General features: G+C 40.7%; 25 protein-coding genes and 3 pseudogenes. 3 read left to right on the top strand and 25 right to left on the bottom strand.

Annotated features, from left to right (window positions below):
- Positions 1-53: 53 nt before the first annotated feature.
- The 11 genes and pseudogenes from AB5213_RS14710 to AB5213_RS14660 form a co-directional block, all read right to left on the bottom strand.
- Positions 54-1706, bottom strand: a complete 1653-nt coding sequence (locus tag AB5213_RS14710) for an NAD(P)/FAD-dependent oxidoreductase (RefSeq protein ID WP_173692524.1) — start codon at positions 1704-1706, stop codon at positions 54-56.
- Complete coding sequence (locus tag AB5213_RS14705) at positions 1699-2934, bottom strand: NAD(P)/FAD-dependent oxidoreductase (protein WP_368276873.1); 1236 nt, start codon at positions 2932-2934, stop codon at positions 1699-1701. Before AB5213_RS14705 ends, AB5213_RS14710 begins: the two co-directional genes overlap by 8 nt.
- 1 nt (position 2935) lies before the next feature.
- Positions 2936-4231, bottom strand: a complete 1296-nt coding sequence (locus AB5213_RS14700; protein WP_117558327.1) for a methionine gamma-lyase family protein — start codon at positions 4229-4231, stop codon at positions 2936-2938.
- The gene (miaA, locus tag AB5213_RS14695; protein WP_173686615.1) at positions 4231-5196 is read right to left on the bottom strand and encodes a tRNA (adenosine(37)-N6)-dimethylallyltransferase MiaA; all 966 of its coding nucleotides are present in this window, start codon (positions 5194-5196) and stop codon (positions 4231-4233) included. Before miaA ends, AB5213_RS14700 begins: the two co-directional genes overlap by 1 nt.
- A gap of 9 nt (positions 5197-5205) precedes the next feature.
- Positions 5206-7326 carry a DNA mismatch repair endonuclease MutL gene (gene mutL, locus AB5213_RS14690; RefSeq protein ID WP_173686614.1) on the bottom strand — a complete coding sequence of 707 codons (2121 nt, stop codon included), beginning with the start codon at positions 7324-7326 and terminating at the stop codon, positions 5206-5208.
- Between the two features lie 33 nt (positions 7327-7359).
- Positions 7360-9990, bottom strand: coding sequence for a DNA mismatch repair protein MutS (gene mutS / locus AB5213_RS14685; RefSeq protein WP_055157135.1), 2631 nt, complete (start codon positions 9988-9990; stop codon positions 7360-7362).
- A gap of 38 nt (positions 9991-10028) precedes the next feature.
- A complete protein-coding gene (locus AB5213_RS14680) occupies positions 10029-10466 on the bottom strand; it encodes a tyrosine-type recombinase/integrase (protein WP_022221001.1) in 438 nt (145 codons plus the stop codon).
- Complete coding sequence (locus tag AB5213_RS14675) at positions 10457-11188, bottom strand: tyrosine-type recombinase/integrase (RefSeq protein WP_256171318.1); 732 nt, start codon at positions 11186-11188, stop codon at positions 10457-10459. The genes AB5213_RS14680 and AB5213_RS14675 overlap by 10 nt, the downstream gene beginning before the upstream one ends.
- 310 nt (positions 11189-11498) lie before the next feature.
- A complete protein-coding gene (locus tag AB5213_RS14670) occupies positions 11499-11696 on the bottom strand; it encodes a helix-turn-helix domain-containing protein (RefSeq protein WP_117834776.1) in 198 nt (65 codons plus the stop codon).
- Positions 11697-11808: 112 nt separating this feature from the next.
- Positions 11809-12426, bottom strand: coding sequence for an ATP-binding cassette domain-containing protein (locus AB5213_RS14665; protein WP_368276872.1), 618 nt, complete (start codon positions 12424-12426; stop codon positions 11809-11811).
- A 202-nt stretch (positions 12427-12628) separates the two neighbouring features.
- Positions 12629-13270, bottom strand: a pseudogene (locus AB5213_RS14660) (recombinase family protein); the annotation flags it as partial.
- A 251-nt stretch (positions 13271-13521) separates the two neighbouring features.
- Between AB5213_RS14660 and AB5213_RS14655 the strand changes: the two are divergent.
- On the top strand, positions 13522-13734 hold the full coding sequence (locus AB5213_RS14655) for a hypothetical protein (protein ID WP_243861738.1): 213 nt from the start codon (positions 13522-13524) through the stop codon (positions 13732-13734).
- 939 nt (positions 13735-14673) lie between these two features.
- Here the strand turns inward: AB5213_RS14655 and ftsH are convergent.
- The 3 genes from ftsH to AB5213_RS14640 are packed head-to-tail and all read right to left on the bottom strand — an operon-like array spanning position 14674 to position 17741.
- Complete coding sequence (gene ftsH, locus AB5213_RS14650; protein ID WP_368276871.1) at positions 14674-16488, bottom strand: ATP-dependent zinc metalloprotease FtsH; 1815 nt, start codon at positions 16486-16488, stop codon at positions 14674-14676.
- Positions 16489-16538: 50 nt separating this feature from the next.
- Positions 16539-17528, bottom strand: a complete 990-nt coding sequence (gene bsh / locus AB5213_RS14645; RefSeq protein ID WP_055158662.1) for a choloylglycine hydrolase — start codon at positions 17526-17528, stop codon at positions 16539-16541.
- Between the two features lie 21 nt (positions 17529-17549).
- The gene (locus tag AB5213_RS14640) at positions 17550-17741 is read right to left on the bottom strand and encodes a hypothetical protein (RefSeq protein WP_008370191.1); all 192 of its coding nucleotides are present in this window, start codon (positions 17739-17741) and stop codon (positions 17550-17552) included.
- Positions 17742-17892: 151 nt separating this feature from the next.
- On the opposite strand from AB5213_RS14640, the gene AB5213_RS14635 reads away from it, so the two are divergent.
- Entirely contained in the window at positions 17893-18231 is a 339-nt protein-coding gene (locus AB5213_RS14635) for a hypothetical protein (protein ID WP_055248539.1), read from the top strand.
- A gap of 207 nt (positions 18232-18438) precedes the next feature.
- On the opposite strand, the pseudogene AB5213_RS14630 reads toward AB5213_RS14635, so the two are convergent.
- The 3 genes and pseudogenes from AB5213_RS14630 to AB5213_RS14620 form a co-directional block, all read right to left on the bottom strand.
- Positions 18439-18720, bottom strand: a pseudogene (locus AB5213_RS14630) (CDP-alcohol phosphatidyltransferase family protein); the annotation flags it as partial.
- Positions 18721-18880: 160 nt separating this feature from the next.
- Positions 18881-20440 (bottom strand): cardiolipin synthase, encoded by a 1560-nt coding sequence (gene cls, locus AB5213_RS14625; protein ID WP_009203864.1) that lies wholly within the window; start codon positions 20438-20440, stop codon positions 18881-18883.
- A gap of 35 nt (positions 20441-20475) precedes the next feature.
- Entirely contained in the window at positions 20476-21156 is a 681-nt protein-coding gene (locus AB5213_RS14620) for a GTP pyrophosphokinase family protein (protein ID WP_009203863.1), read from the bottom strand.
- 221 nt (positions 21157-21377) lie between these two features.
- Here AB5213_RS14620 and AB5213_RS14615 point away from each other — a divergent pair, with 221 nt between their 5' ends.
- The gene (locus AB5213_RS14615) at positions 21378-21917 is read left to right on the top strand and encodes a restriction endonuclease subunit S (protein ID WP_055157818.1); all 540 of its coding nucleotides are present in this window, start codon (positions 21378-21380) and stop codon (positions 21915-21917) included.
- Here the strand turns inward: AB5213_RS14615 and AB5213_RS14610 are convergent.
- The 8 genes and pseudogenes from AB5213_RS14610 to AB5213_RS14575 form a co-directional block, all read right to left on the bottom strand.
- Positions 21896-22093, bottom strand: coding sequence for a restriction endonuclease subunit S (locus tag AB5213_RS14610; RefSeq protein ID WP_256171082.1), 198 nt, complete (start codon positions 22091-22093; stop codon positions 21896-21898). The two genes, AB5213_RS14615 and AB5213_RS14610, sit on opposite strands and share 22 nt — an antisense overlap.
- Positions 22073-22519 (bottom strand): annotated as a pseudogene (locus AB5213_RS14605) (helicase); the annotation flags it as partial. The gene AB5213_RS14610 and the pseudogene AB5213_RS14605, both read right to left, overlap by 21 nt.
- A 135-nt stretch (positions 22520-22654) precedes the next feature.
- A complete protein-coding gene (locus AB5213_RS14600) occupies positions 22655-22951 on the bottom strand; it encodes a type II toxin-antitoxin system RelE/ParE family toxin (protein ID WP_368276870.1) in 297 nt (98 codons plus the stop codon).
- A complete protein-coding gene (locus tag AB5213_RS14595) occupies positions 22941-23201 on the bottom strand; it encodes a type II toxin-antitoxin system Phd/YefM family antitoxin (protein ID WP_044999282.1) in 261 nt (86 codons plus the stop codon). The genes AB5213_RS14600 and AB5213_RS14595 overlap by 11 nt, the downstream gene beginning before the upstream one ends.
- A 115-nt stretch (positions 23202-23316) precedes the next feature.
- Complete coding sequence (locus AB5213_RS14590; protein WP_055247366.1) at positions 23317-23637, bottom strand: hypothetical protein; 321 nt, start codon at positions 23635-23637, stop codon at positions 23317-23319.
- 86 nt (positions 23638-23723) lie between these two features.
- Entirely contained in the window at positions 23724-24161 is a 438-nt protein-coding gene (locus tag AB5213_RS14585) for a hypothetical protein (protein ID WP_055247362.1), read from the bottom strand.
- Positions 24162-24296: 135 nt separating this feature from the next.
- Positions 24297-25778, bottom strand: coding sequence for a peptide MFS transporter (locus AB5213_RS14580; RefSeq protein WP_368276869.1), 1482 nt, complete (start codon positions 25776-25778; stop codon positions 24297-24299).
- A gap of 298 nt (positions 25779-26076) precedes the next feature.
- Entirely contained in the window at positions 26077-26508 is a 432-nt protein-coding gene (locus AB5213_RS14575) for a hypothetical protein (protein ID WP_008375501.1), read from the bottom strand.
- Between the last annotated feature and the right edge of the window lie 95 nt (positions 26509-26603).

Genomic DNA, 26603 nt, shown 5'->3' with positions numbered 1-26603 from the left:
AAAAACGTGTATAGACTTTTTAAATATTATTTTTTTCTTAACACAGCTGTTTTCTATAAAAACGGTGCATATTTTTGTCGAATTTTCTCTGCGATTTTAATACCGTCTGCTGCCGCCGACGTAATCCCGCCGGCATATCCTGCGCCCTCTCCGCAAGGATAAAGTCCTCCAATCACGCTTTCCAGCGAATGATTATCTCTTACGATCCGTACCGGCGAAGAGGTTCTGCTCTCCACTCCGGAAAGAATGGAAAGAGGATGCGAAAAACCTCGAATTTTCTTGTTAAAATCTTCCATCCCATCCACCAGCGCGCTACTGATCTTTGCCGGAAAAATCCCCGCCAGGTCTGTCTCTTCATACGCACCCTTCATACATGGCTCATGTCCCTGATACCAGACTTCTGCTTCGGTCTTTTCCTTTTCTTTTCCGGTCACACTCCGGTAAAAATCCCCGTATCTCTGTACCGGAATTTTCCCTTTTCCTGCTTTGTAAGCTGCCTTTTCCAGTTTTCTCTGGAATGCAATTCCGGCAAGCGGATGGTCGCTTTCAAAATCCTCCGGTGTAACCGTCACAACGATTGCGCTGTTGGCATTGTGGCTGTCGCGGGCATGATAGCTCATTCCGTTGACCGCAAGATATCCCTCCTCCGAAGACGCATTAACCACATAGCCTCCCGGACACATACAGAACGAATATACACCTCTTCCATCCGGCAGTTTTGCAGTCAGCTTATAGGCTGCTGCCGGAAGAGATGCCTTTGCATCCCCATACTGGGAATGATTGATCAGCTCCTGCGGGTGTTCTGCACGTACACCAACCGCAAAGGATTTTGCCTCCATCGGAACCTTTTTCTCGAAGAGCATCGCAAAGGTCTCCCGCGCACTGTGTCCCGGTGCCAGAACCAGCGTCTCCGTCTGTATTTCTTCTTTTTCTTTTTTCAGAAGATCTTCATATACGATCCCTCTGATCCGCCTTGTATTTTCCGTAAAAAGGACCTCTGTCATCTGTGTATGAAAATGGATTTCACCACCCCACACAAGGATTTTCTCACGCATATTTCTGATCACAGTCCGTAGAATATCCGTTCCAATGTGTGGTTTATTCACATAAAGAATGTCTTTTGGTGCTCCGTTTTCCACGAAAATCTCCAGCACCTTACGATTGCGCCCCACCGGATCCTTGATCAGTGTATTTAGTTTTCCGTCTGAAAACGTCCCTGCTCCGCCTTCTCCAAACTGCACATTGGAATCCGGTTTCAGCACCCCCGTCTTCCAGAACTCCTCAACATCTTTCTGTCGCTCTTCTACCGGTGCCCCCTGTTCCAGAAGAACCGGCTGATACCCATATTCTGCAAGAAAATACGCACAGAAAAGTCCGGCAGGACCGCATCCGACAACTACCGGACGTGACTTCAATTTTTCGTTGCCTCCTGCCGGAAAAACATATGGCATTGCTTCATGGAGTTGCACATTGCCTGCACGCTTTTTTCGGGTAAGCATCTTCAAAAGCTGTTTTTCATTGTCCGCTTTTACATCCACAGTATAGACATAGAACAGCTCCGGCTTCTTTCTGGCATCCAGAGACTGCTTGATAATCTCATAGCTCTGTACCGCTTCTGTCCTGCACATCAGTGTGTGCACAATCTTTTTCTTCAAATCCTCTTCCGTATGCGTAACCGGAAGCTTCAGCTGACTGATTCTAAGCATTTGCCGCTCCTTTCCCTGCCAGATAACCACTGGTCCATGCCCACTGCAGATTGTAACCTCCGCAGATTCCATCTACATCCAGAATTTCTCCTGCAAAATAAAGTCCTTTTACAAGCTTCGACTCCATCGTGTCCGGATCAATTTCGCTTGTATCTACACCACCCGCACAGATCTGCGCCTGTTCAAACGGATTTGTCTTATCAATATAAGTACGGAAATGCTTACAGATCCGGCAAAGTCTTTCCAGATTCTCTTCACTAAGGTCATGCACCGGCATTGTTCCTGAAATTCCAATTCTCTTAAGCAACGCACCGGCAAGCTTTTTGTGGAATAACCCATTAAAATACTGTTCCATCACAAGACCATCCAGCCTTATCTTCCGTTCCTTTAACATCTGCAAAAATTCTACATCTCCAAAATCCGGCATAAAATCCAGTTCTGCAAAAACTTCTTTCTTTTCATACAGACCTCTCGCTGCATAACGGCTGATCTGAAAGACCGGAATCCCGGAAATACCATAATCCGTAAGCTGCAGCTCGCCGATATCAGAAGCCGTTTCTGTCCCATCGATAAAAACCGTTACTTTTCCATGAGTACGAACGCCTGCGACTTGCCGGTACAGCTTTTCCCTGCACCGGAGCTGTACCAGAGCCGGGACAACCGGAACCAGCTTATGTCCCAGCATTTTTGCCAGGTCATATCCACTTCCGTCACTCCCTAGCTTTGCAGCTGCCTTTGATCCGGCCGCAAGGATCACAGCCTCACCGGAAATCATTCCTTTTTTCCCATCTTTTGAAAAACTGATCTGAAAACCATTTTTCTTTGGTATGATCCCAAATACGCGAACTCCGGTATGAATCCGGATCTTTGTCAGTTTCAGCGCAGACTCCAGCGCTTCCCTCACTGCCGAGGCTTGCTCGGACCAGGGATACAGATAGCCATTTTTATCCTTCGGATAAATTCCAAGATTTTTAAAAAAAGATGTTGTCTCAGGCTCAGAAAATTTTCCGATTGATTTCCATGCAAATCCGCTATTATCGCTTCGATAGCAGGATGAATCCTGAAAACGATTGGTAAAGTTACATCTGCCATTACCCGTCGACAGTATTTTTCTGCCAATTATTTCATTCTGTTCCAGAAGCAGTACATCTGCGCCGTTCTGCGCCGCCGTAAGTGCAGCCATACTGCCAGCTGCTCCGCCGCCGATGATGATGACTCTTTTTTTCATTCTATAATTCCTTTACAATTCCTTTTTCATATAACTTCTGAAGAGACATTAAAATACCAAGTTTTGCATGCGCCCAGGTGAGACCTCCCTGAAAATATACTGCATACGGTTCTTTGATCGGTCCATCTGCACTCAGTTCGATGGACGATCCCTGTACAAATGCTCCTGCCGCCATAATCACATCACTGTCATATCCCGGCATTGCCCACGGTTCCGGTGTTACATAACTGTCAACCGGTGCTGCCGCCTGGATTCCCTGACAGAATGCGATTACACCTTCCGCACTTCCAAGTGTTACCGCCTGAATGATATCGTGGCGTTCCTCTTTTCCGTCCGGTACAACTGCATAACCAAGCTTTTCATATACATTCGCCGCAAAAATAGCACCTTTTAATGCACCTGCAACAACAGTCGGTGCAAGGAAAAGTCCCTGATAAAACGACTGCATCACACCAAGTGAAGCACCCACTTCTTTTCCAAGTCCAGGAGAAGTAAGGCGGTAAGCACACTGCTCGATCAGATCCTTTCTTCCAGCCACATAGCCACCGATCGGGGCAAGTCCGCCGCCCGGATTCTTGATCAGGGAACCGACAACCAGATCCGCACCCACATCACTTGGCTCCTTTTCTTCTACGAATTCACCATAGCAGTTATCCACCATACAGATGACTTCCGGTTTGATCTTCTTGACAAATGCAATTGCTTCCCCAATTTGATCCACAGAAAAACTCGGTCTTGTCTGATATCCTTTGGAACGCTGAATCGTGATCAGCTTTGTTTTCTCGCCAATCGCTTTTTCAATCGAATCAAAGTCAAAGCTTCCGTCCGGCAGCAGGTCCACCTGGTTATAGATTACTCCATATTCTGCAAGGGAACCTGTGGATGGGCGGATTCCAATAACCTCTTCCAGTGTGTCATAAGGCTTTCCTGCGATGGAAAGCAGTTCATCACCAGGTCTTAAATTTGCAGAAAGCGTTAAAGCAAGTGCATGGGTTCCACAGGTAATCTGTGGTCTTACCAGCGCATCTTCGGTATGAAAGACATTTGCATACACCTTTTCCAGCGTATCTCTTCCGAAATCATTGTATCCATAGCCAGATGCATAGTTAAAGCATTCTGCATTCACCCTTGCCTCCTGCATGGCATGAATGACCTTCAACTGGTTCAACTCTGCCATCTTATCGATCTTATCAAAACGTTCTTTCAGTGATTTTTCAATTTTTTCTCCAAAGTCATACACTTCCGGTGAAATTCCGGTCTGTTCATATAATTTCTGTATTTTCTGACTGATATCCATTAGTCTGTAATCTCCTTTTCTTTCAGTATCGCAAGCATTGCCTGCAAAATCTTCTCTTCATCGTATCCGAATTCCTCTTTCTGGATCCAGTTCACATCCCGCTCTCTGCGGAACCAGGTCAACTGACGTTTTGCAAAATGACGGGTATCCCTTTTCAGGATCGTTACCGCTTCTTCAAGTGAATTCTTTCCATCCAGATAATCCAGAATTTCCTTATATCCAAGTCCCTGCATTGAAACCATTTCCCTTGTGCATCCTCTGGTCTTTAAAGCAGTCACCTCATCTACAAGTCCCTGCACCACCATCAGATCCACACGACGATCAATCCGCTCATACAAACGGCTACGCACATCATTCAGAACAAAATACGCAAACCGATACGGGGAATCCTTCTCCCGTTCTGCTTCATTATGTTCGGAAATCTTTGTTCCTGTCTCATGATAATATTCCAGAGCACGAATCACCCGTTTTACATTATTTGCATGAATTGCATCTGCCGACTTTGGATCCGCTTCCCGTAGCCTGTCATGGAGTGCCTGCGCACCATGCTCCTTTGCATACGTTTCCAGCTTCTTTCGATAGGCAGTGTTTTCTTCTCCCTTTTCAAAATCAATGTCATACAAAAGCGCCTGGATATAAAATCCCGTGCCACCTACAACAATCGGAATACGTCCTCTCTTATAGATCTCTACCATTGCATCTTTTGCCATCTTCTGAAAAACAGCTACATTAAATTCCTCTTCCGGATTAAGCACATCGATCAGATAGTGTTTCACACCTTTCATCTCTTCCGGCAAAATCTTCGCGGAACCAATATCCATGTGCCGGTATACCTGCATCGAATCCGCCGAAATGATCTCTCCTCCAATTGCTTTTGCAAGGCCAATCGACGCAGCCGTCTTTCCGACAGCAGTCGGGCCTGTCAATATGATCAGTGGCTTTTTCTTCTCTGTCATCTGTGTCATGTTCTTCTCCTACACAATACGCTTAAATTTCTTTTCCAGTTCCCGCTTTGTCATCGCAATGATCGTTGGTCTGCCATGCGGACAATGATATGGATTATCCAGGGACAACAGTTCATTGATCAGTTCATCCATTTCTGCATAGGACAGCTTCATATTTCCTTTGACAGCCGCCTTGCAGGACATGGACGCAATCTTCTCATCAATCAGCTCTGGTTCCAGACTGGTCGATAACCCATCCGACAGGGAATCCAACATTTCAAGAAGCAGTTCCTTTTTGGCGATTCCAAACAGATTATCCGGAATTGCGCGAACTGCGTACTCGTCACCACCAAATGGCTCAATTTCAAACCCGATTGCCGTAAAGCGGTCTTTAAATGTCTCCAACACATCAATCTCCTGCATAGAAAGGCTCAGGATGATCGGTGGGCTCAAGTATTGTGAAGTATACTCTCTCTTCTTCATTCCTGCAAGGGCCCTTTCATAAAGGACTCTTTCATGTGCGGCATGCTGGTCTATAATATAGAGGCTGTCACGATACTGGATCAGCCAGTAGGTTTCAAAAACCTGTCCGATGATCCGGTATTCCTGTCTTGCCTCTTTCTTTAAAATCTGCTCTTCAAACAAATCTAACTGTTTTACTTTTTTTGCTTTCAAATCCTTCAAAAACAGATTTGGCTCTGTTTTTTCTGGATCACGCTCTGTTTTTTCTTTACTTTTATCAGAATGCGCTCTGTTTTCTGTTCCTTTATTCTGGATATCTACAGCCGGATTTTCATCTAATGCAGCCATCTTTGACTCTTTAGCACCGATATTCTTCTCTTGCTCTTCTTTTGCTTCTGTAAGATGACTGGCATAAACCCGCTCCCTCATCTTCTGCATAAAATAATCCAGCTTTTCGTCACCGGTTGAGACTGTCTTTTCTGTACTTATCTGTGTCTGAAGTTCTGCTGACGGCATCTCTGACTGCGACCAGGATTCCGCTCGCTCTGCCCCCTCCTGAACGGAACTCTTTCGCATCTTGGGTGAAGTGCCATCTGTCCGATATGGATTTCCCGCATCTCTTATAACAGTTTTCTTTTCCTGTCTTTTTTCAGACATTCCCGGTACTTTGATCTCAGACATTTCCACTTCCGGAATCAACTCCGGCTCATGCAATCCTTTACTGATCGCCTCATAAAGCAGATTGTAAATCCCCTGCTGGTTACTGAACCTAAGTTCCATCTTGGATGGATGCACATTTACATCAATTTTTTCCGGATTGATCTCAATCTGGAATGCAACAAACGGATAACGATGCTGCATCGTAAAATCTTTGTATCCATCTTCAATCGCTTTTGCAAGAATACTGTTCCTTACATAACGCCCGTTGACAAAATAATTTTCAAAATTTCGATTTCCACGGTTAATCACTGGCTTTCCCAGATATCCGGACAGCCTTACACCATCTTTTTCAAATTCCAGTGGGATCAGATTGTTCGCAATTTCCCGTCCGTAAATGTGGTAAATGACATCTTTCATCTTCCCGTTCCCGGAAGTATGCAGCTTTACCTGTCCATTGTTGATAAACCGGAAGGAAATATCCGGATGGGAAAGGGCAAGTCTAGTCAGCAGATCACTGATATGGCTTGCCTCTGTCATCGGCGTCTTCAGGAATTTGCGCCTGGCAGGTGTATTGAAAAACAGCTGACGCACCAGAAAGGTCGTCCCATCCGGCGCTCCGGTCTCCTCCGGCGTTCTTCCTTTTCCGCCTTCTATGATATATTTTGTCCCAAATACATCTTCTCTTGTCTTTGTGATCAGTTCCACTCTTGCAACTGCCGAAATACTCGACAACGCTTCTCCGCGGAACCCAAGAGAAGACAAATGTGTCAGATCCTCTGCACTGCGGATTTTGCTGGTCGAATGGCGCAGAAATGCATTTTCCACGTCCTGTTTCGCGATCCCACAACCATTATCCGTAATTCGTATCAGAGAAATCCCGCCCTCTTCAATCTCCACAGTCACCGCTGTAGATCCTGCATCAATCGCATTTTCCACCAGCTCTTTCACAACAGAAGCCGGGCGTTCAATCACTTCCCCGGCTGCTATCTTATCAATTGTAATCTGATCCAGCAATTCTATATGCGGCATTCGATTCTTCTTTCCTTTCTCTTATGGATCAGCCTACCATCTGTTCCGCAGCTTATTCTGCAGCTGATACAGTTTGTTCATGGCATCCATTGGCGTCATATGGCTGATATCCAGTTCCTTTAACTCATTTAACACATCATCATCTTTTACGGTATCAAACAGAGAAAACTGTGTCAGATCCACCTCATCCAGCTTCTTCTGCGTTTTTTTCTTCGTCTCACTTCCCTGTACCGCAATATCCTTTACTTTTCCGGTAATATCCGCTGTCACCAGCTCTTCTACGATCTCTTTGGCGCGGTTAATGACCGGATCCGGCACTCCTGCAAGCTTTGCGACCTGGATACCATAACTCTTGTCTGCTCCACCCTTTACGATCTTACGCAGGAATACGATATCATCACCTTTTTCCTTGACCGCAATACAATAGTTATTGACATTGCTAATCTTGCCTTCCAGCTCGGTAAGCTCATGATAGTGGGTTGCAAATAAGGTCTTTGCCCCAAGAAGCTTGCTGTTGCTTATATACTCGACAACCGCCCAAGCAATACTCAATCCATCAAAGGTACTGGTTCCTCTTCCGATCTCATCCAGGATCAGAAGGCTCTTGCTTGTCGCGTTTCGCAGAATATTTGCCACTTCGTTCATTTCCACCATGAAGGTGCTCTGTCCGCTTGCCAGGTCATCTGACGCTCCCACACGGGTAAAAATGCGGTCCACAAGTCCAATATTTGCTGAAGACGCCGGCACAAAGGATCCCAGCTGTGCCATCAGTACGATCAGCGCAGCCTGACGCATATAGGTGGATTTTCCAGCCATGTTTGGTCCGGTAATGATGGAAATGCGCTGTTTTTTATCATCCAGATAAGTATCGTTGGCAATAAACATATCATTCGGGATCATCTTTTCCACCACCGGATGTCGCCCATCACGAATGTCGATCACGCCCTTTTCATTGATCTTTGGCCGTACATAGTTGTTGCGCTCGGCAACCAGTGCAAGAGAAGCTATCACATCCAGCTTTGCAACTGCCTTTGCTGTTCTCTGTATCCTGGTCAACTCTGCTGCGATAGTATTTCTAACCTCACAGTAAAGCTCATATTCCAGTGCACAGAGTTTATCCTCTGCTCCCAGAATCGTATCTTCCAGCTCTTTCAGTTCTGGAATGATATAACGCTCCGCATTGGCAAGGGTCTGCTTTCTTGTATAATAATCCGGAACCAGATCTTTGAACGAATTGGTAACTTCCAGATAATAACCGAATACTTTATTATAACGGATCCGCAGGTTTTTAATCCCGGTCTTTTCCCGTTCCTTGGTCTCCAGATCAGCAAGCCAGTTCTTTCCTTCGGATTTTGCTTTTCGAAGACGATCCACTTCTTCATTATAACCGTCTTTGATGATTCCGCCTTCTTTCATGGCAAGCGGCGGTTCTTCCTGAATCGCCCGTCCAACCAGATCACAAAGTTCTTCCAGCGGATCCAGTTCTTCATAAATTTCTTTTAAAAGGTCACTCTCCATATCCTTTAATATGCATTTTACCGACGGAAGCATGGAAAGGGAACTCTGAAATGCAATCAGGTCTCTTGGATTTGCTGACTGATAGGTGATTTTCCCGACCAGACGCTCCAGATCGTACACCGGATTCAAATATTCCCGGATTTCTTCTCTGCAAATAGCATTGTCCTTCAATTCCGCAACTGCATCCAGCCTTTTGACAATGGATTTCTTGTCGATCAACGGCTGTTCTACATATTTCCGAAGGGTTCTCGCCCCCATTGCCGTCTTTGTCTTATCCAGTACCCACAGAAGGGATCCTCTTTTCTGCTTTTCACGCAAAGTCTCAACCAACTCCAGATTACGCCTTGTAGCACTGTCCAGAACCATATAATTACCCGTTGCATAACGTGTCAGACGGCTCATATGAGACAGGGAATTCTTCTGCGTCTCTTCCAGATACTTTAAAAGCGCACCGGACGCGATCATCCCACATTCATAGTCCGAAAGTCCAATCCCTTCAAGAGAAGCCACCTTAAAATGCTCCTGCAAAGTTTCCCGGCAGAGTGCATCATCAAAATACCATGCTTCCAGTGAATAAATTGCCATATGCAGACGGTTTTTCAGATCATCCAAATCCAGTCCACTCATGTAAAATGCTTCATTGCAGACAATCTCAGACGGCATAAATTTGTAAAGCTCATCCATCAGTTTTGTCTGGGAATCCAGTTCTGTCACCAGATATTCCCCGGTTGTAACATCCGCAACCGAAAGTCCGTACCGGTCTGCCATATAGACAATACACATAATGTAATTGTTCTTTGTTTCATCCAGTCCCTGAGTATCCAAGTTGGTTCCAGGTGTTACTACACGGATAACTTCCCGTTTTACAATTCCTTTTGCTGTTTTCGGATCTTCTACCTGCTCACAGATTGCTACCTTATAGCCTTTTGATACCAGACGGTTCAGATAACTGTCAACTGCATGGTACGGGATTCCGCACATCGGTGCCCGTTCTTCCAGTCCGCAATTCTTTCCAGTCAGAGTAATTTCCAGCTCTTTTGATGCTGTGAGAGCATCGTCGAAAAACATTTCATAAAAATCTCCTAAGCGGTAAAAAAGGATACAATCCTTGTATTCCTCTTTTGTCTGCATATATTGCTTCATCATCGGTGTTAATTCATTACTCATATCAAAATCTCCTTATTTTATAAGGGTTTCAGCGTTTGTGGTATGCTAATTTGACCATCTTTTGACCAAATTTGTAAATCCTGATCAATTGTTGCATTTGAACGAAATGAATAATTATGCATATAACCTGTATATTTATTAAACTCGCTGTTAATAAATACGGAGTCCGGATGTGTATAATGTTTCATCATATCAATATCATTATGTCCGGAAATAAGCATTATAGACGCTGGATCCATATGAGATTCATAACACAATGTAATAAACGTATGGCGGAATAAATGAGGATGAATATTGGAAATATGATATTCCCTATTTTCTGTTAGTGCCTGTTGTTTTTCATGATTATTCATTATGGAAGTTATCCGTCGGCACTCTTTTTCTGCCTGTGTCGGCATAAAACAATTTCCCTCTTGTGTCGTAAAAATCAATTGAGGATAATCATTTAATAACAAATTTTTAATCCCCCACTTTTTTTGTACTTTCTTTTGTCAGCAAGCTGTTTTTCGCGCCAACTATATAACGCATCAACTGCCGCCTTGAATAGAGGGATTTTTCTTATACTTGCGGTTCTTTTTGGAGATGTAATTTGCTTGATGTAATAAGGTCTATCTAGTTTGTTCCCGTTGTCATCGTAATAAACAGGGACAATATTGATTGTTTTATACACATGGAGATAGTTGTTTTGAAAGTCAACATCTTTCCATTCCAATGCACACGCCTCTCCAATCCGCATTCCTGTAAAAAGAAGCAGCATATATAATTCGTAATATCGAGTATCTCTTGCTACATCAAAAAACCTTATGATTTCGTCGTTTGTCATGCGTTTCAAATTCTGTCCTGCTATTTTGACCGGTTTGAAGTTTTTATTCGTTATTTCCGGATAAACAATCCCTCTGCATGGATTGAATAAAAGCATTTTTCCGATTACAGCTCTTTCAAGACAGCTGGATACGACAGAAACAGTAGAACGGATAGTGGATTTTTTATAGCCTTTGTTAGCTAGTTCAATAACCATATTTTGAACATGCGTGATTTGAATATCTGCTAATTTCATATAGCCTATATATTTTATACACCGATTATACGAATCGATATAATTCCGAATTGTTGTTTTTTTTATCCTATTTACGATATAGAGTTCCATCCATTTTTCAAACCACTGATTTAGAGTTATTTTGTGTGTGTCTATATCTAATCCGTATTTTGTTTTTTCTAATAATTTTCCCTTTTCTTTTTAACTTCTTTTAAAGTATGACCATATTAGGCATATCGGTTTCTTTCCTCCTCCAAGTGATATGCGTGTTTGATAACGCCCATCTTTTCGTTGGGTAAACCCTTTTCCTAATTCTTTGCCTGTTAGATCTTTTCCCATGACGATCACCTGTCTTTTCTTGACCCATGGACAGGTACTTCATCCGTTTAATAGTATCAAATTTTAATGAGCTTTTCAAGAAGCTCTTTTTGGGTACTATAGGATAAAATACTCAATGCCGCACTTGATAGTCAATCCATTTTTCTAATTTTTTTTTGTGAATTAAAGTTCTTTTTCCTATTCGCACCATCATTTTTTGCTCATAAGCTAAAGAACGCATTGTTTTTTCGGACACTCCTGTTAACTTGCAGGCTTCTTTTACTGATAAAAGAAGTTTTGGATCCTCTGTATTTTTCTTAGTATATTCCAATTAATAAACCTCCTTAGCTATGAGCAATATGAAATAATTTGTAAAAAATAGGAAAAGAGGCTGTGAAATAAGTCCCTAAAAGAAATAGGACCATTCGTTCATGCGAAAGGTCCTATTTTTCCATATGATGGGATACTAATACAATTGCCGCGTTTCGTTGTTTACGTATTTTCTGTAATATTTCAAAAATATCACATTTTGTTTCAGGGTCAAGTCCTGCAGCCGGTTCATCAAGAACTAATATTTTCGGTTGCATTGCAAGTACCCCTGCAATTGCCACGCAACGTTTCTGACCACCAGACAATTCAATCGGACTCATCTGATAATATTCTTCTGTTATTCCAACCAGCTCTAAACTATCAATTGCGGACTTTTTTGCGTCCTGTTCGCTCATCCCCAGATTTAGCGGATCATACATCGTATCTTTCAAAACTGTTCTTCCAAATAATTGCTGCTCCGGATACCGAAAAACGAGCCCTACTTCTTTTCTAAGCTGTGACAACGGATATTTTTTTTCATATATATTTTGCCCTTCAAAAAAAATTTCTCCACAATCTGCCTTTAATAAACCATTTAAATGTTTGATAAAAGTTGTTTTTCCAGACCCCGATGCACCAATTAATCCAATGAAATCCCCTTTATTGATATGAAATGAAATATCCTTTAATATTTGTATTTTCCCCTTTGCAGAATCCGAATAAGAAAATGTGATATTTTTACCTTTCAGCATCTTCACTGCCTCCACATTTCATTCTGTATAATTTTTCTATAGCTTCTATCATGTCCTGCTCTCTGAGAATCGGTGTATCTAATTCGATTCCTCTTCTTTTTAATCTCATCCCCAATTCAACCACCGGCGGAATATCCATTTTAACATCTTGTAATAGTTGAATATCTCCAAAGATATCCCCTGGAGTTCCATCTCCTACAATATTTGTGAAACATAGATAATAAGCATATTTTTTTCCTGCCACAGTGGAAACCTTTCTTGTCATAGGTGCACCACAATCCGCACATACAGCAATTCCGGATAACAGATATACCTGCTTTTGGTCAGGTGAAGTACGTGTATCCATGCCCAGAAGTCTCTGAACAATTTCAAAATCACGGTCACTCACCAGTGGCTCATGATTTTTCTCAATCCGGATCCAGTCATCTTCCGGTTTCACATAAGTCTGCTTCACTTTATGGTTCGGTGTTGTCCTTTTTCCCTGCACAAGATTTCCGATATAAACCTCGTTTTCCAGTATCCTACGGACTGTAACAGAACTCCAAAGTGCCTGCTCTTTCTGCCGGAAGCCAGTTTCATAATGACTGCCGCTGCTGATTTTATATTCAAATGGTGAAAGAATACCCAGTTCATTTAAACGATTAGCGATCGCATCCTGACTCATTCCCCGTAGCTTCATCTTAAAAATATCCTGTACTACACTGCCTGCAGATGGGTCAATCTCTAATTTATGCTTATCTGTCTTTGTCTTCCTGTATCCAAATGCTACAAACGGAGTCACGCATTCCCCTTTTTCCCTCTTAATCTCAAGATTACTCCTGATCTTAATAGAAATGTCACGGCACGTATGTTACAACCGGCAATCGAGAAGGATTTGAACGTTGGGCAAAACTAAATAATCTAAAAGAAGCAGCCCGCACCTTCAACTATCTTTCCGAAAATAACCTGCTGAATTATGAAGATTTCCAACAGCATATTTCTGACGTTGATGCTTCTGTTAAAGCGGCTGAACAGAGAATAATACAAATTAACAGTGAGCTGAGCACACAGAAAATCATTCAAAAACACTGTGATTCTTACCGTCTCTGCCGAAAAGTGATTGAAGATTGCAAATCTGCTAAAAATCCCAAAGCATACCGGATCAAACATCAGGCAGAATACCAGCTCCACGATTCACTAAAAAAAGAGCTTCAGGATCTCGGTGTTACCAAAATCCCAAGCTCTAATAAAATCCAGAAGCAGATTGAAAATCTTGAATCTGAACAGACTTCTACTGTTCGGGAAAACAGGAATTACAGAAAAAGCTGAAAACTCTGGAAATCATTCAGCAGAATTTCACAGCACTGCTCAATGCTCCGGAGATGCAAATTCCTGTATCAGGGAAAGAGCCAACTCTTTAAAAAGAAGAGGTACCTATGTAACGGTGCCTCTTCCCTTTCCATCTAATCTGTTTTATTGCTCTACCCTATCACCCTTAATATGCTGGTGGAAGATGTATTCCATGTGGAAGATTGAGCTGGGTATTTTATCCAGCTCAATCTTCCGCTCCCTGTAAATGAGAATTTGTCCGCTCCTTTATATAAAATAATTCCATTTTTCAGAACTACTAACTATTTTTCTTCAGCCCATAAAATTAAACGATCAGAACACTCTGTTGGTTGCGACACTCTACATGTATTTTTTATAAATCCTTTAGTAAAGATATGATCAATAGGTGATGCTGGAGTAGTCAATTTAGTATTAATCGGGGAAATCAATGCTCGTATGATTCTGTATAATTTCTGTGAATTAGTGACTTCTCACGCTGTGGTAAAAACATCTAAAAATACCAAACACGTCTATAAAATTAATTTCGCCACCGCAGTAAACATATGCAGGGCATATCTCAAACACGGCGGTGATGAAACAGAGACCATGCTTCTCATACAAAAGTATCTGACACCTGTCAGGTACAATCGAAAATATCCTATCCACCTCAGTCCAAAGAGAAATAGGGATTTCATGTATCGGGTTGCATAAATCTCGTTACCATTATACTGCGTTATGAGGCAGATATGCAATCTGTCTTTTTGTCATACACAAAAAATGATTTGAACTCATCATACACCTGCTTTCTACGCATTAGTGCACCTAAAAAATACAGCATTTCTTAACTGAACAGTATTTTCAATGCATGAACGCATATGATATACTGTTTTCATCATAAAAAACCTTATCTAAATGACATTGATTATCTAATTAACTACATTATTTTCTGTCTAAAATATCCATAAATTCGTCACCTGTAATTGTTTCCTTCTCATACAGGTACATAGCCAGTTCGTCCAGTTTTTCCCTGTTTTCGGAAAGGATTTTTCTTGCTTTTTCATGCTCTGCTTTTACGAGCTGCACGACTTTTTCATCAATTTCCTTCTGGGTATCTGTGGAACAGGAAAGAGACGTATCGCCGCCAAGATACTGGTTGGTCACGGTTTCCATTGCCACCATGTCGAATTCATCTGTCATGCCGTAGCGGGTGATCATCGCTCTTGCAATTTTTGTTGCCTGTTCGATATCATTGGAGGCTCCTGTCGTGATCTCACCAAATACGATCTCCTCTGCCGCACGTCCGCCTGTAAATGTAACAATCTTATTCTCAAGTTCTTTTTTCGTCATCAGATATTTATCACCCTGCTCAACCTGCATAGTGTAGCCGAGTGCACCTGAGGTACGCGGGATGATCGTAATCTTCTGGACCGGTGCTGAATGACTCTGCAATGCAGCTACCAGAGCGTGTCCTATCTCATGATATGCAACAACCTTCTTCTCCTGATCTGAAAGAACCGCATTCTTCTTCTGATATCCTGCAATAACCACTTCTATACTTTCTTCGAGATCAGATTCATTTACAACGATCCTTCCACTACGGACAGCACGTAATGCTGCTTCATTTATAATATTGGCAAGCTCCGCACCGGATGCACCGGATGCCATACGTGCAATCGTATGCAGGTCAACATCATCAGATGCTTTTATCTTCTTTGCATGAACCTTTAAAATTGCTTCACGTCCTGCAAGATCCGGCAGTTCAACCGGCACACGCCTGTCAAAACGTCCCGGACGTGTAAGTGCCGGATCTAACGACTCCGGACGGTTCGTTGCAGCAAGAATGATGACACCATTATTTCCTTCAAATCCATCCATCTCTGTAAGAAGCTGATTTAAGGTCTGCTCCCTCTCATCATTTCCGCCCATTTGTCCGTCACGCTTTTTACCAATGGCATCAATTTCATCAATAAACACGATACATGGTGCCTTTTCCTTTGCCTGTCTGAAAAGATCTCGAACCTTGGAAGCTCCCATACCGACAAACATCTCTACGAATTCTGATCCGGACATTGAGAAAAATGGTACATTTGATTCACCCGCAACTGCTTTTGCAAGCATTGTTTTACCAGTTCCCGGAGGTCCTACAAGAAGGACACCTTTTGGCATAGACGCACCTACATCGGTATACTTCTTCGGATTGTGAAGATAATCAACGATCTCTGAAAGGTTTTCTTTCGCCTCATCTTCTCCTGCAACGTCTGAAAAACGGATTCCCTCACTGGATTGCACATAAATCTTCGCATTGCTTTTTCCCATTCCAAAAGCCATCGAATTTTTTCCTCCGGCATGCTCCATCAGTTTCTTCGCCATATAATTTCCCAGTGCGATAAAAAGGATCAATGGCAAAACCCCGGTCAGCAGGAAGCTGATGATCGGTGACATCTGCTTATCGATATCTTTTGCGAATACTGCTCCACATTCATATAGCCTGTCCGTCAGGTTCGGATCGTTCATCAGACCTGTTTTATAAATATTTTTTTGATCTTTATCTGTAAAGATGATCTGATTGTCCTTAACTTCTACTTCACCGATATTCTTCTTCTCGATCATGCTCATAAAAGTTCCATAATCCGTTTCCTTTACCTGATGCTCCATAAGGATTGGTGTGACAACCAGATTAAATACGATCAGCACTATTAACACAATCCCATAATAATATGCCAGTGGTTTTTTCGGTGTTTTAACTTCTTTCATGGTCTTTCCTCCTGTTGTTCTGCGATATGCTTTCTCCGCGCATTTTCGTATTATTTATTCTGCCATCTGACTTCGCCCTTGGACAGAAGCGGATAACAGATCAGCTGATCTGAATCCAGATTTTCCGCATGCATGTCAATCGCTGTGATCTGATGATTATCATAAGTCGTATAATAATAAATACCTTTTGCTGTATTACAACAGGACGTGTATATCGTGATCTCATATTTGCCTTCTGTCACCTCACAACATCCACGCTGCTGATCTACAGATCCTAAGATATGGAAGAACTGGCTTACACTCTCACCCTCTTCTTCACCGGAGATCGAATTTAATTTTGTAAAGGCAACTTTCACAAATCTTGACTGGCTGGAAAGATCTCCAGGTATTCCCATTCCACCCATTCCTCTGCTATATGCATCAAGCTGTAATACTCCTGCAAAAGTACTCTCCGGCTGTTTTCTGGATACTCCGGCATAATTATTCAGTGCAAACATCTGACCCAGGAATGGTGGATTATTGGTAAGCACTCCTACCGGATTATCATATACATGCAGCCCATCCTTCATAGACTCAACAACGATACAGGCGTCTTTGTCTGCAATGATCCAGTGAAGCTGTGCTGTCGGCAGCTGTTCACTGAATGCTGTGCCTGTCAGTCTCATTGCTGCCAGCTTCTCTCTCGCCTCTGCTACAGTAGCACACTGTGTAAGGATCCATGGGATGAACTCGAACTGTGCCACCTGGCTGACTTCTGTTTCATCTTCCGGCAAAGCCTCTTCATATGCCGCATTGCCGACAAAATTAAGACCTGCCATTCCAAGGCCTTTTTCATTAACAGCATCATAATAAAGCGGATAACCTCCTGCAACAAATGCCATTCCGATCAAAGCATAATGGCTTTTTATCTTCCCGGCAAACCGGAAATCAAATTCGTAATTTCTTGGCGTTATCGTAATCTGTTCCCCATAGGAAAATTCATAATCAAGCGTTCTACCCATATAAAAATCTTTTGTTTTGTAAGTTGCTGCTGTACACATATCGAACACCTCTTCTTTCTGCTATAATAGTCCTGCAAACAATCTCATAAACAACTGTCCGATCCGTAAATATGCACTCCGTCCTGTGCGGTACTTTTCGGTCACTTCCCTACATTCATTCATTGTTGCTCCAAGATCATCTCTTATATCCAAAACTGTCTGACTATCCGCCATAAAACATCCATTTTCAAAGTGATTATAAAGCAATGCCATTCAGTTAAGCATCATTTTAGTGGTTTTCTGTCATAGAAAGCCACTGTTTTTATGCCTAAAAACTTTAAAAATATTACAAAAAACAGTTGACAAGTAAGCCAATATATGTTGCGCAAGCCTTGATTATAAACATATTTCAAGGAGGCTCATTATGGCTGATTTTTTCTTATCTAATTTAAAATCCACACTCGACAACTGCATCACAGAACTCGATGAAATTCACTCCATGTTCTGCCGTAATCCGGAAAGTGATTTTACCAGGAACCGCAAACTTTCTTTCCGCGAGTATATTCAGTTTATGCTCCAGATGCAGAGTAAATCCGTTTCAAATGCAGTAAACATATGCAGGGCATATCTCAAACACGGCGGTGATGAAACAGAGACCATGCTTCTCATACAAAAGTATCTGACACCTGTCAGGTACAATCGAAAATATCCTATCCACCTCAGTCCAAAGAGAAATAGGGATTTCATGTATCGGGTTACATAAATCTCGTTACTATTATACTGCATTATGAGGCAGATATGCAATCTGTCTTTTTGTCATAAAAAACCTTATCTAAATGACATTGAATGATTTATTTTCTATCTAAAATTTTATTAAACCGACTAAAGACTCCATAGTTTGTGTGTTTGACTTACTGTTTATATCTATCTTCTCCTAAATATTTTTCTAGTCATTGCAATATAAAATTGCTTATACAGTCTCTCCCTTAAGAGTCCTGGTATTCTGGATAATATACAGAGCGACCGATATGACCATCATTATAGCGCACAAACCAATCAACAGATCTGATACCATCGGTGTAATGTGGAACCATATAATATGCACCGCTGCAGTTCCATATAATAAAAAGGTTACTATCTTTCCATGCCAGTCTGCACCATGTACTTTTCCTGTCTTTCGTATCACAAGACATCCACTGACTACCATATACAGCTCCTTACCTGCCATTATTACGATTAAAAGAAACACATACAATACAATGGAAAACTCAATTTAACCTCAACAAGGTTTGTTTTTTCATCCATGCAAAATCTTCTTTGTACAACAGACTGTTAGATATAACAAAAACGGCCTTTCAAAAACAGTTAACTTCTAAATCAACTGTTTTTTGAAAGGTCGTTTCATCAGATTCTTATAGCAATCCAGCAAATAATCTCATAAATAATTGTCCCAGTCGCAAATATGCACTTCGTCCGGTTTGATATTGGTCTGTCACATCACGACATTCTCCCATCGTTCTTATCAAATCATTTTTTATTTCCACAACTGCCTGACAATCTGCCATAAAACAGCCGTTTTCAAAATGGTGATATAAACTTCGATAATCCAGATTAATTGTTCCACAGGTTGCCATACAATCATCTGCCACACTCATTTTTGCATGACAGAAACCAGGAGTCCACTCATAAACACGAACACCATGTTTAACTAATCCATGATAAAAAGAACGAGTTATATTATAAATGAACTTCTTATCAGGGATACCCGGTGTGATAATTCTTACATCTACCCCTCGCTTAGCAGCCAGGCATAACGCATGTGTCATTTCATCTGTTATGATTAGATATGGAGTCATAAACCAACAGTATTTTTCAGCTTTATTTATCATACTGATATAAACTTCTTCTCCTACCTGCTCATTATCCATAGGACTGTCTGCATAAGGTTGAACAAACCCAGTTTGCTGTGCCGCATAATCATAATGGAAAAGGTATTTACTAAAATCAGAATCATTAGCATCCTTATCACTTACTGCATTCCACATCTCCAAAAATGTCACCGTAAGCGACTGAACAGCATCTCCTTCTAAACGAATACCTGTATCTTTCCACTGTCCGTACGGGTGTGTGTAATTAAAATATTCATTTGCGAGATTATATCCACCTGTAAATCCGACTTTTCCATCAATAACTGTTATTTTTCTATGATCACGGTTGTTCAAAAACAGATTTAAACCTGGCATAAACGGATTGAATACACGGCAATGAATTCCTATTCGCTCCATTTTTTTCACAAAATCTGTATTAATAAAGCCTATAGAACCCATATCATCATAGAATACTCTAACTTCCACACCTGCTTTTACTCGCTCTTCCAGAACATCTTGAATCTTATGCCATGCTTCAGCGTCTTCTATCGCATGATATTCCATGAAGATAAATTTCTGTGCTTTCTTCAAATCCTTAAGCTGTGCCTCTAATCCTGTCACTGCTTCATCAAAATACACAATATCTGTATTCTGATAGATTGGATACTGCGAATTTCTTTGTATGTAACTTGCGATATTTCCTGCTTTCGGAATCGTTTCTTTTATTCTACTCAAACACTCCTGATTGTCAGGAAGCATTGGTAATAATTTACTATCAATTTCTGTATATCGTTCACGCATTTTATGTGTGCCACCATTCAAACCAATCAACAAATACAGGCCTACACCCATAATTGGGAAGATTAGAATTAAGATGACCCAAGGCATTTTCATAGAAGAGGTCTTATCTGATGCGTACAATCCCAAAACCAAGATTCCACTCAAAATCCTTGTAAATAAATTTATAATTTCTGCATATTCATTCAAGCGTGTTACGATAGTAATAATAAAAATTACTTCCAGAAGAATGCAGACTATGGAAAAACACAGCCGTTTTACCCCATTTTTTGTTTTTGCTTTGCCCTCTAAAGTATCTTGCTTCATATATATTCCACCTTCCTACTTGCTCAGTTTTCTGCCTAAATTTCATGAAACATACCAATTTTGTCTTTTATTCTCTGCATTTCATTATCCGCTTCAATGATAGCTCTTGCAGAATGAAGTAATTCTTCACTTATCTCATCATAACCAGGCATTTCTTCAATTCCTTTTTTATAGCGAAGTTGATGTTCCAATGTTGCCCAGAAATCCATACCATTGGTTCGGATCTGTAATTCTACACGCATAGGTGTTTTACCCTTAGCAAAAAATACTGGTATTTCAACAATCATATGATAGCTTCGATAACCATTTGGTTTTGGATTTTTTATATAATCTTTTATTTCAATAACTTTAATATCATCCTGTTGGGTAATCAAATCTGATATCATATAAATATCGTCAATAAACGCACAAACTATTCGAACGCCTGCTACATCATTTAAATATGTCTGTATATTTTCTGTTGTAAAATCATGTCCCATTTTCTGCAATTTATTGTAAATACTATTGGGCTTCTTAATCCTTGTTTTTATAAAAGAAATAGGATTTCGATTGTTCTCAACTGAAAATTCATCATCCAAAACCTCAAGTTTAGTTTGTATCTCCCGAATAGCACAACGATACATCATCATTAAATTATAAAATTTTGTAGCATTATTTAAAAATTGTAGTGATTCCGGACTGTCCATCCAGAGTTTTTTTACTTCATCCTTTGTCATGGTACTTTCCTTTCTACTTCATCCCCGTATTCAAAACATTATTTATTTTGATAGTTGATTCGTTCTCCTTGAATTACTGGATAACAAGGCTATCTATATAATTTAGATATTTCTCTTTGGTCATGACTCTTTTACAATAGAAATTTCTCGATCGTATCTATCTTCTCCATTCCACTTTAAATGATTATTTAGAACAGCTACTTTGCTTGTTGTATGAAAATATGATGAATGATGCTCAAACTGGGAATATTACTGGTCGTAATACAATTGCATCTGCTTTGACCAATATTGTTACTGGGAAGGAAGATGCAAATTTTTCATCACCAAATGGGAAATATAATTTCTTTACTTGCTCAAGTAATACATTGAAATGTGATGAATATGCGTTCAATGCTTCATCTATTTTGATAGCCGGCAATGGAGAGTTTAATGTTAAGCATTATACAGGAAAATTTAATGCTTATCAAAGAACATATGTGTTAATACCAGACCTAGAGTATTATGCTCTTCTGTATTTAGCAAGCATGTATCAAATAAAGTCATTTAAATCTGCAGCTTCAGGTTCGATTGTAAAATTCATTACCAAAGGAGATATTGAAAATATTCCAGTTTTTATTCCTGATAATAAAGCTATTTTAAACAAGTTTAATTGTTTGCTCATGCTTCAAGAACAATATCAGAAAGAAAGTGATGAATTAGCCTCAATAAGAGACTGGTTACTTCCAATGCTCATGAATGGTCAAGCTGCCATCGAAGATTGATATGATAAATAATCATTTATCTTATTATTAGTCCTTATCTTAGCGTCGATTTTTTCTAATACTGCAACCATTTTTTTCTGATTCTTCAATGAAATCACGGGAATAGTGTAATTTGGAAACTCCTCTACCGAAATACGATCAACAGTACTTCCTTTATCTGCCTTGTAGCTGGCAATAATCTCCGTCAGTTTTGCAATCTGTTGCGGAAAATTCCTTGCAATGTCATCTTCCAGGCGGTACTGGTTATTCATGTGATTAGCTTTTAAAAGCTTTAATTTTGCCACATCCACATCTAATGCCATCTTCTCTTTTACTGCCGGATTTCCGGTTGCAAGTGCTTTGACCTCTGCATAGGACAGCGCCGCTTCGTCCACATCTTCACAACTTCTGACCGGTGCTTTGCTCGTCATAATCTGGGAAATGAATTTCTGCTTGTTCTCGATCAACTGCCACATATAACTGTCGAAAGTGGATTCTGTTACATACCGGAAGATATGAACCTTTTTATTATGGTTTCCCTGACGGATAATACGTCCTTCCCTCTGTTCCAAGTCAGATGGTTTCCAACCAATATCCAAATGATGCAGGGCAATCAAACGGTCCTATAGTGATAGGTAATCCTTTGATGTTATCGCCAGACTTTCCCCCACTTCACACCGGACATGAGAGTTTCCCCTCATCCGGCGTTCCATCATCAGTAACTTCTACTTTTTAACATCGTAACTTACAGTTCCTTATCAAGTGCTTTTATATATCAGTCGCCTTATTTCCATAACATTCCCGATAACCACATAATATACCACATAATTCCTCACATAAATCCGATAATATGGATACTCTCTCCTTTTTGCAGAACGATAAGGTTCAAACGCAAGAGGATTTTCCAGCCTTTTCAATATGGCACTTTCAATATCATCAACCAACCGATGTGCTGCATCTTCATTTTTCAAGACATTTGTAATGTAATTTACCGTACTTAGCAAATCAGTTTCAAATATTGACAAGTAGCGAAGCTGATAAGATTTATTTTCCATGTATTGCACTCCTTGCATTTTTGAACACGCTTTCGTGAGAAAGTCTTTCATCGGTTCCCGCAGCCTGTCTGTCAGCTTCATCAAGCTTCATTTCGATATTATCAGTGAGGCTTGCATACTCTTCTAAACTTAAAACAACCATAGCTCCATATCCATTTTTAGTTAAATACACAGGATTTCCACTATTAACAAGAGTCTCAATTTCAGGAAATTTATTTCTGAGATCAGAAACTGGGCGAATTTGTATCATTTCCACCTCTCCTTTCACTTTTTTCTATCTTTATTTTATCCTAATTTTATCATAATTGCAATAAACAGCAACACATTTCTCACAAATTCTACCATCCGCTTATACTGCGTACTCATCAGTCATAACTATTTCTCTCAATATAATATTTTGCCGCTTCCTGTAAAGACATCCCTTTCTTTCTCACTTTATCTCTCACACTGCTTACAGAGATACTTTTCATTCTACAAAAGGAATTGATTGATTCATATACACTTCCATCCTCCCAAATAAATTGCCGCTGTTTCGTAATCTTTCTAATATAATCAATCGCCTCATCATAATCGCTGTCTTTATTCCGGAACCTATAAGAATGCACAGATTGAACATTGATTCCATATTGCTTGCAGCATTCTTTCAAGTCCTTATACCTATCACCTTTATAGTAAAACGCGTCCATTTCCAGATTCTTCTTCCTTTTCAAACAATGCCGGAATGCTTCTTGTGCCGAACAATTCTTTCGCCATGCTCTATTGCGCACCGCTTTTAATGACACCGATTGATATAAAATTTCAAAGCTTCTTCTCTGGATATTCCGTGCCGTTTTGCGTATGCCGACACATAAGATGCATTGCATCCAAATGCTCTGCAACATGATGTAAATGTAATATATTCCTGTCCGCAGAAATATATTTTTCTTTTATTATGATAATTCAAATAGCTGGAAAGCGCATGCCGCAGCAGAAAATGCTTTCTTTTTGCATATCGCCGGACGCAGATCGGTTTAATCTCATATGCCATGCAGCATGCGGCGAAACTGTCATAGGTCACATGGTTATATGTAAAACGATTATATTTATAATACTGATAATAATGACTGAGCGCCTCCTCTTTTGATATTTTATTTTTCTGCATATAAGTACATAGGGATTTATAGTTTATATTGTAATAATCGCAGCATTCTTTTAAATCTGTCCACCTCACTTTCCTCCTTTATTACAAAATATTACAAAATCAAAAAGTCCTTGCCGGACATCTCTGCCTGACAAGGATTTTTTTGATACTTTTACTACTTCTTCTTTAAGAGGACATTTATTAGATTTATTCTTGAGAAACTTCCTACGCTTCTCTTTCCATTCCCATTCCTTCTGCAAGCTTCTTGCTGAAAGCGAGTACGACTGCACCAAGGATAGCTACAACTGCACCGATTCCGATGAAGAACGGCACTTCGCTTCCTTCTTTATAGAAGTTAACGAGGATCATGTTAAGAGCAGCTCCTACTGACTGAGACATTGACCATACAGTCATCATCTGTGTTACAAAGGCTTTTGGTGCTGCTACTGCTGTAATGGAGTAACCGATCGGGCAGGTAAATCCTTCGGCGACCATCAGTACTGCATAGAATAATACGATCCACCATGCATTTACTTTTGCATCGCCCGGGTAGATGATATAAAGGAGTGCAATAATCATTGCTCCAAGTCCCCACAAGATCGTTCCGAATCCCATCTTTGTTGTTCCGAATGGCTGTTTCTTGCCAAGCTTTGTCCAAAGCATGGTAAGAAGACTACCGAAGCAAACCGCAAAGATTGCCGGGATTGTCTGGAATGAAGCTGCCGGAATTTCTACTCCGAAGATCACACGGTTTACTTTTTCTTCATAGAAAATAGCAAGGATTGAAATTGTCTGTGTCCAGATCAAAAGTGTAACGGCGTTACAGATAAATGGTGGAAGCAGACAAAGTACTTTCTTTTTCTCGTGCTTTTCTGTCTTCTTGCTTGAGTAGATGAAGACAAGATAAGCAAGCGGGATAAAGATGGAAATAGTACTTACTACGTTTGCAAAGGAAGATATTTTCAGCTTTCCTGTTGCAAATGAAACTGCTAAAGCTGTTCCTACGATAGCAACAACAATAAGCATTTTTACAACAAAAGAACGTTTCTTATCTGCCGGAAGCGGATCATCCGGTTCCAGACCGATATTTCCAAAGAATTTTTTGTAAGTAGCAATATAAGCAACAGTACCTAAGAATGAGAGAACTGCTGATAATGCGAATGCTGCGTGATATCCGCATTTCGCTGCGATTACACCTGCAAGGGCCGGAGCTGCTGCACCGATATTGGAAATTACGTAGGAAATTGTGAAGGCACTGTCACGTCTTCCATCGTTCTCATCGTAGAATTTACCGATCAGAGTTTCGATACATCTTCCTGCGAAGAGTGAACCGAATACCATACATCCCATAGCTACTGCATATCCTACTACCCCAAGTGGAAATGCAAGTAAAGTATAACCGATAAATCCGGTAATTCTGGCTACAAGCAGTGACCTACGACATCCAAGAATACGGTCGCAGACATAGCTTCCGATGATGGTTGTCATTCCGACTACAGTTGCATATAAAGAAATCAACTGTGCTGCATCCGCTTTATCAAATCCAAGACCTGCAGGTGCATTTGCATACAGGTAATAGATCATTACGGCATTCATTGCGTAGTTTGAAAAAGACGAACAAAGCTGTACAAAGCTGAGAGTCCCCACCCCCCTAGGCTGGCCCAAAAACGCGGTCTCCTTTTTTAAGGCTTCATCATATTGATTCATTTTTAGTTTTCCTCCAAATAACATATACTTCTCATTCAATAAAAAACAGTTTATATTTTCCCCGATTTTTCCTGCTGCCCTCCTTTTTCCATGATTATATTCACTTGTTTTTTATCTTGAACCTTTCTTGTATCTTACTTAATTTTCCTAGAATTGTCAACATTTTACATTTAACAAAATGCATTTATGCTCATTTTTGTAACCATCCACAAAAAAAGATGAAAAGAGTTTGGTTTCCCACGACTCTTTTCATCTTAATTTCATCATTTTTCACATATAAAAAATGCTTAAGTCCCTTTTACAACACATGAAACTCCGGCTTTTCCTCCCCATATACGCCCCAGAGCACCACTCCTCCAAGCACGATCGCAAGGCATAAAAGTCCTGAAAACATCACCATAAATGGCAGGCAGATCTGGCCACACAGCTGGAACGGCTGATCCCGGTAATCCCAGATCCCGATCTTCAGCCATTTATTACAGATAATCCCCGTCATAAATTCCAGGGATGTCAGGAAAAGCACTGCCCGGATAATCTGAATCCACATCGGCTCAGACCAGTGCATTACCTCGCCCTGAAAACTACAAAATGTCAATGCAACTCCCCCAAGCACAAACATAGTCCAATGAGAAAATCCACGAAACCAGATCTCGATCAGATAATAGGTGCTTCCCCCTGCTGCTATCAGAAAGACTATCTCACTTACCCTTTTACTCACTCTTTTCACCATAAAAAACGCCCTCACTATGCAAATGGTATGCTCCCCGTCAAGAGGACAATAAAAAATAATAAATTTTTGTATCGTCAGCCATGCTATGGCTGGCG

Source organism: Coprococcus sp. RTP21204st1_G4_RTP21204_210225, from assembly GCF_040915385.1.
In the GTDB taxonomy this organism is placed as follows: domain Bacteria; phylum Bacillota; class Clostridia; order Lachnospirales; family Lachnospiraceae; genus Allocoprococcus; species Allocoprococcus comes.
The sequence above is the reverse complement of the archived record's forward strand: the minus strand, read 5'-3'. Positions and strand labels throughout refer to the sequence as shown.

Bases quoted from the DNA above. Each gene is read 5' to 3' on its own strand.
- AB5213_RS14620 (WP_009203863.1), bottom strand. From the start codon at position 21,156: ATGACAAAGGATGAAGTAAAAAAACTCTGGATGGACAGTCCGGAATCA.
- AB5213_RS14600 (WP_368276870.1), bottom strand. From the start codon at position 22,951: ATGGAAAATAAATCTTATCAGCTTCGCTACTTGTCAATATTTGAAACT.
- AB5213_RS14615 (WP_055157818.1), top strand. From the start codon at position 21,378: ATGATGAATGATGCTCAAACTGGGAATATTACTGGTCGTAATACAATT.
- AB5213_RS14705 (WP_368276873.1), bottom strand. From the start codon at position 2,934: ATGAAAAAAAGAGTCATCATCATCGGCGGCGGAGCAGCTGGCAGTATG.
- AB5213_RS14710 (WP_173692524.1), bottom strand. From the start codon at position 1,706: ATGCTTAGAATCAGTCAGCTGAAGCTTCCGGTTACGCATACGGAAGAG.
- AB5213_RS14575 (WP_008375501.1), bottom strand. From the start codon at position 26,508: ATGGTGAAAAGAGTGAGTAAAAGGGTAAGTGAGATAGTCTTTCTGATA.
- cls (WP_009203864.1), bottom strand. From the start codon at position 20,440: ATGAAGCAAGATACTTTAGAGGGCAAAGCAAAAACAAAAAATGGGGTA.
- AB5213_RS14635 (WP_055248539.1), top strand. From the start codon at position 17,893: ATGGCTGATTTTTTCTTATCTAATTTAAAATCCACACTCGACAACTGC.
- AB5213_RS14640 (WP_008370191.1), bottom strand. From the start codon at position 17,741: ATGGCATTGCTTTATAATCACTTTGAAAATGGATGTTTTATGGCGGAT.
- AB5213_RS14590 (WP_055247366.1), bottom strand. From the start codon at position 23,637: ATGGACGCGTTTTACTATAAAGGTGATAGGTATAAGGACTTGAAAGAA.
- miaA (WP_173686615.1), bottom strand. From the start codon at position 5,196: ATGACACAGATGACAGAGAAGAAAAAGCCACTGATCATATTGACAGGC.
- ftsH (WP_368276871.1), bottom strand. From the start codon at position 16,488: ATGAAAGAAGTTAAAACACCGAAAAAACCACTGGCATATTATTATGGG.
- mutL (WP_173686614.1), bottom strand. From the start codon at position 7,326: ATGCCGCATATAGAATTGCTGGATCAGATTACAATTGATAAGATAGCA.
- AB5213_RS14665 (WP_368276872.1), bottom strand. From the start codon at position 12,426: ATGCTGAAAGGTAAAAATATCACATTTTCTTATTCGGATTCTGCAAAG.
- AB5213_RS14595 (WP_044999282.1), bottom strand. From the start codon at position 23,201: ATGATACAAATTCGCCCAGTTTCTGATCTCAGAAATAAATTTCCTGAA.
- bsh (WP_055158662.1), bottom strand. From the start codon at position 17,528: ATGTGTACAGCAGCAACTTACAAAACAAAAGATTTTTATATGGGTAGA.
- AB5213_RS14700 (WP_117558327.1), bottom strand. From the start codon at position 4,231: ATGGATATCAGTCAGAAAATACAGAAATTATATGAACAGACCGGAATT.
- mutS (WP_055157135.1), bottom strand. From the start codon at position 9,990: ATGATGAAGCAATATATGCAGACAAAAGAGGAATACAAGGATTGTATC.
- AB5213_RS14580 (WP_368276869.1), bottom strand. From the start codon at position 25,778: ATGAATCAATATGATGAAGCCTTAAAAAAGGAGACCGCGTTTTTGGGC.